This is a genomic window from Allobosea sp. 01N443 (assembly GCF_056399325.1).
In genome coordinates this window covers 1-5,144 of record NZ_JBFTRC010000289.1, presented here as the reverse complement: position 1 = coordinate 5,144, position 5,144 = coordinate 1, and the positions used below count along the sequence as shown (strand labels likewise).

2 protein-coding genes and 3 pseudogenes are annotated in these 5,144 nt (G+C 54.0%); 3 read left to right on the top strand and 2 right to left on the bottom strand.

What is annotated here, in order from left to right:
• The coding region (locus AC1DRP_RS34765) for a metallophosphoesterase family protein (protein ID WP_476770916.1) at positions 1-752 on the top strand (752 nt) is incomplete at its 5' end.
• A 40-nt stretch (positions 753-792) separates the two neighbouring features.
• Entirely contained in the window at positions 793-2,964 is a 2,172-nt protein-coding gene (locus AC1DRP_RS34760; RefSeq protein WP_476770915.1) for an NACHT domain-containing protein, read from the top strand.
• On the opposite strand, the pseudogene AC1DRP_RS34755 reads toward AC1DRP_RS34760, so the two are convergent.
• Positions 2,958-3,173 (bottom strand): annotated as a pseudogene (locus tag AC1DRP_RS34755) (transposase); the annotation flags it as partial. The gene AC1DRP_RS34760 and the pseudogene AC1DRP_RS34755 overlap by 7 nt on opposite strands.
• A 249-nt stretch (positions 3,174-3,422) precedes the next feature.
• On the opposite strand from AC1DRP_RS34755, the pseudogene AC1DRP_RS34750 reads away from it, so the two are divergent.
• Positions 3,423-4,639: pseudogene (locus AC1DRP_RS34750) on the top strand (IS110 family RNA-guided transposase).
• A gap of 95 nt (positions 4,640-4,734) precedes the next feature.
• Here the strand turns inward: AC1DRP_RS34750 and AC1DRP_RS34745 are convergent.
• A pseudogene (locus AC1DRP_RS34745) lies at positions 4,735-4,995 on the bottom strand (transposase); the annotation flags it as partial.
• Between the last annotated feature and the right edge of the window lie 149 nt (positions 4,996-5,144).

Here is a 5,144-nt window from a genome sequence, read left to right as displayed (position 1 = left end):
GCGTCGGACATCGAAAGCCAGACGTAATTCTTTTCACTGGCGATCTAGTATATGCTGCTGGACAAGATTCCCACGATGAAGCTTATGATTTGCTTCTCAGCGGCGTATCGAAGGTAACCGGATGCAGCGATGAAAGAATATTTATCACACCCGGCAATCACGATGTTATGTGGTCTGGCGTAGAACCATTCATTCCTAAGTATCATGAGTGGAAGTCTATAATTGGATCGGCCAAAGAGCAAGATAAACTTAACGAGCTATATGCATCGAATGAATTCATTCCCGCAATCGATAAAAAATTGCTAAACTACAATGAACTAAATAGATATTTGAGAAGCTCGTCCCCGGGTGGTACGAGGCGATACCAAAATGCTTTTGCGACCGTGGATTATATAAGCGCACTCAATTTCGATATAGTGACACTAAACAGCGCCGTCTTTTCGACGGGTGGTCATCGAGAATTTGGACGCGATGAAACACAGCTAGCGTTTCCTGAACACGCAGTGCTTGATGCTGTAGAGCATCTCACTAAAGGGTCTTACCGCATCTTTCTCATTCACCACCCACTTCACACACTTTCCGAAGCAAGTTCGCGCATGCTTCGGATCGAGCTGGAGAAGCACGCCAACATGCTGCTTTTTGGGCACATGCATGACCCTGTAACCGAGAATGTTATTGGCTTGAACGGCCAAAATATACGCATCCAAGGGGGCGGTGTTTTCACATCGAAAAGGGCATATTATTACACTTGATACTGATTCAAAGCATTCTGAGATTCTTGTCCGGTCATACATGAAAGACAGAAATGTCTTTGATCAAGGTGTTGATGTTGTGGCGGGAGGGACCTGGCACTCATCACAAGAGGCCAGACAGCATTTTCATATTATTGCGCGCCCGGTAGATGAAAGTAAATTTAGAGAACATCTTTCAACAACTGCGCTGAAGGAACTCGAAGAACGTTTTGAAAGCCAGGGAGAAATCTCTGACGTTAGGAAATTTGTTGTCCCTCCAATGGAAAAGCGATTCATCCAGCAGGCGCCAGGTCATGACGGGAAATCTCGAATCGGCCCAAATGTCGACTTTCGAGAGCTTTTTGCAAGTGATGAGAATTTCATCATCTACGGTCGGTCCGAATACGGTAAGACAGCCGCACTGCGGCAGCTTTGTTATGAGAAGCTCAAAAATATTTTAGTAATTGATCGGCCCAGGCTTCCAGTCGCAATCTCGTTTAATGACGTGGGCTATAATACGGATGCACTGCTTCGGAAGTTGCGTGCGGAGTCCGCAGGAGCTCCGGCAGAGAATACTATCGATTCGCTTCTTAAACTTGGGTATCTCTCAGTAGCGATAGACGATGTTATTTTTTCCGACACGAGGAGGATGAAGGTTCTTCGCGAGTTTGTCAGTCTTTATCCAAAGGCTCAGTATCTTTTTACATCACCTCACTCGTCAGCTACCAAATTTGGCGCCTGTATTGATCCCGAAATGCCGGTCAGGTTCGAGTTTGTCGAGCTAACGGAATTTCGTCGAAAGGACATGCGTCAATTACTTGCGCGAGACGAGAGATGCCAGAACGTTGAAGAATGGCTTGATCGACTGCAGAGTGAGTTTAAAGAAATTAATCTACCGTTMACTGCAGCCAACGGCTCGATGCTCATCGAGATTCTATCAGAGAAACATAATTTTAGCCCGATTAACCGGGCGGTTTTAATGGAGCAGTTTGTAGATTCGACCTTACGCAAGGCTGCTATTGAGCAGAGCAGGCGTGAAATTTTCGACTACACTAATAAGACAGATATGCTCGCGAATTTGGCTGCATGGATGGCTATCGAAGATCGGTATAATTGGCCGAGAGAATCCATTCGCCAACAGATGAAAGATTACCTGCATCAGCGCGGTCTAAAAGTAGAACTTGATGCACTTATGAGTGAGTTTCTCACTTCACGGATTTTGGTTGTTCGTCCAGATGGAAATATATCATTTAGATATAAAGGGGTATTGGAATATTTCATTGCTGTAAGGATGGCGGCTGATCGAAAATTTCGTGATTGGGTTTTGGAAGAGAATAGATATCTCACTTTCATAAACGAAATCAATTACTACGCAGGTAAGCTTCGCAATGATTCAGAATTGGTTGAGCTTGTGGCAGAGAGACATCAAGCGATTCTGAAGAAAGCTAACCTCGATCATGCAGATTTATCTCAATTCGAGAGTGTCAGTTTGCCCGAGGACAATGGAAGCGTAGATACTGCTGCATTTCAAGTTACTGGTGCTCCGCTGTCTAAAGAGGAGAAAGACGCCGAGTTGGAGCTCGAACTTCCGGCTGACGGCGACGATAGGCAAGACGTAGTACGCGTTCAGGCAGCCTCAGACGATATGGTGCTCTCGATCATCCTATATTCGGGCATGATCAAGAATATGGAGTTGATATCCGACATCGATAAGCGCCGGCACCTGCATGCGATCTGGCGAGGCTGGTCCACGTTGATGATCGAAGCGCTTCGAATTGCGCCGAAGCTAGCTAAGGAGCGGCGCCTTCGGATCAACGGAGCGCTTTACGAGGTTCATGCGCCTCAAGGAATGAACGACACGACACTGTTGAGGCAGATGCTGGTTTCGCTTCCGCACGTCTATATTCGGTGGATTTCGAATTCCGTGGGTTCGGAGAAGCTCGAAGAGCAATTGACGAATCTATCATTGGATGAGCTAGCCGATCCGAAGATTGTTCAATTGTTAAGGGCGGGTTTGGTCGCCGATTTGCGGCTCTCAGGGACGCCAAGCTCAATTGAGAGACTTTTCGGAGCAGTCCGAGGCAGTAAGTTTCTGCTCTGGAGCATGATTGTGCACATGGCTGAATTGCGGCGCTTGGATAGGATCAACCGTGATCATTTTGAGGCTATGAGTCCGACAATCGCCGGGGGAGTGTCTGAATTTTTGTGTCCGGGGCGGGTTGAGCTTCATTGAGTGATGAAGCGATCCTCGAACATGATCGCGAACTGGGACTTGGCTTCGGTCCATTCGCGTGGGGGCATTTTCCACTCGGCCGCGGCATCGCGCAAGACGAGATAGATCAGCTTGGTTGCGGCTTCGTCGGTCGGAAAATGGCCTCGGATTTTGACCGCTCGCCGGAGCTTTGCGTTCAAGGCTTCGATCGCATTTGTAACCGGTATGAGGATGGTCGGTGCGGAAGTCCTRCCGCGTCGCTGCGACGTGGCTTATGCTGCGAGCATCCGGGACAGAGGCACCGGGAGCACGAAGGTGCGGGCAGGCCGATGTATACGATGAGCCGCGAGCTCGCGTTAGTARCTGGCCGCCTCTGCGACTCGCCCGGTTGCGCCGAGAGCGCGGATCCGTAGGTGTCGTGTCGCCCGCCGCTCCCGTCGTCATGCTGACAGGAGGCGCTGATGCGACGCGTGATCGGGATGGATATCCACCGGACTTCGGCGAGGTCGTGATCTGGGAGGACGGTCGGTTGAGGCATGCCGGGAGGGTCGATATGACCCGGACGGCCTTGGAGGGATTTGGAAAGACGTTGTTGCCAACGGACGAGGTCGTGATCGAGGCCACCGGCAACTGCATGGCGGTGTCGCGCGTGCTGTCGCCCCTCGTCGCGCGGGTCGTGATCGCTAATCCGCTGCAGGTGAAGGCGATCGCCCATGCCCATGTGAAAACGGACAAGGTCGATGCCGGTACCTTGGCAACGCTCCATGCCGCTGGCTTCTTGCCGGAGATCTGGACGCCGGACGCGGAGACCGAGCGACGGCGCCGGCTGGTTGCGCGACGCGGCCAGGTCGTTCGCCATCGCACCCGGATCAAGAACGAGGTGCATGCCATCCTGCACGGGCATCTGATCCCAAAATGCCCGCATGCGGACCTGTTCAACGGCCGAGGGCGGGCCTGGTTGACCAGGCAAGATCTTCCGAAGGACGAATGCGACGCGATCACACGTCATCTGCGCGAACTCGACCGTCTGGGTGACGATCTTGCCGAGCTCGATCGTGAGATTGCGCAGGATGCGATCGAGGACCCGACAGTCGCGCGGCTGATGACCGTCACCGGGATCAAGCTGACCGTCGCAACTTCTCTGGCGGCGGCCATCGGCGATATCGCCCGGTTCAAGACACCGCAAAAGCTGGTGAGCTACTTCGGCTTGAACCCGCGCGTCCGACAATCCGGGACCGGCGTCGCCCATCATGGCCGCATTAGCAAGATCGGTCGCAGTCACGCGCGCGCCATGCTGGTCGAAGCCGCGTGGTCAGCCGCCAAGGCGCCGGGGCCGCTGCATGCCTTCTTCGTCCGGATCCGGGCCAGGCGCGGACACCAGGTCGCGGCGGTTGCTGTCGCGCGCAAGCTGACGGTCCTGGTCTGGCATTTGCTGACGAAAGGAGCCGACTACCGTTGGGCGCGTCCGGCTCTGATCGCCAACAAGCGTCGCGCGATGGAGCTCCAGGCTGGACAACCGCAGAGCAAGGGCAACAAGCCCGGGTCTGCCCACGCCTACAACGTCAAGGCACTGCGCGAGCAGGAGATGGAGGTCGCTCGCCACGCCGAGCGGGCCTACGAGCACTTCGTCGCCCAGTGGAAGACGCGACCGGGACGAGAGGCGCACGGACGCCTCAAATCGACAAGGCGCGAATGAGGCGGCCTGGCGGAGCTTGCAGTCGGCGCTCCGCTCTTCGCCACCGAGGTCGTCCGTGCAGAACCGAAACTACCACGTCGAAACTGGAAACGCTTGTCCATCTCATCCGTTGTGTAGACGATTTTGCGGACGGCCTCGGGGAACGCGAAGAAYGGGATGACGCGATCCCAGTTSCGGCGCCAGGCCTGGGCTATTGCCGGGTATTTTCGCCCCCAGAAGCCGGCATCGAAGGCCTCGAGCGCGGCTTTGCCGGCCTCGGCGTCTGTGGCCCGGTAGATCATGCGCAGCGCGGGCACGACGGGCTTTCGATCCTTCCAGGAGACGAATTCCAGCGAGTGCCGGATCAGATGCACGATGGGGTCGTTGAAAAACCTGCCTTCGCGTGATTCTCTTGATCCTGATCGGGATTGGGGGCCGGCATGCTGGGTCGCAAGGAACGGGACCAACTGGAGCTGTTCATTTCGGGCACGCTCCGCCAGCTTATTCCTGACGAACATATTCTGGT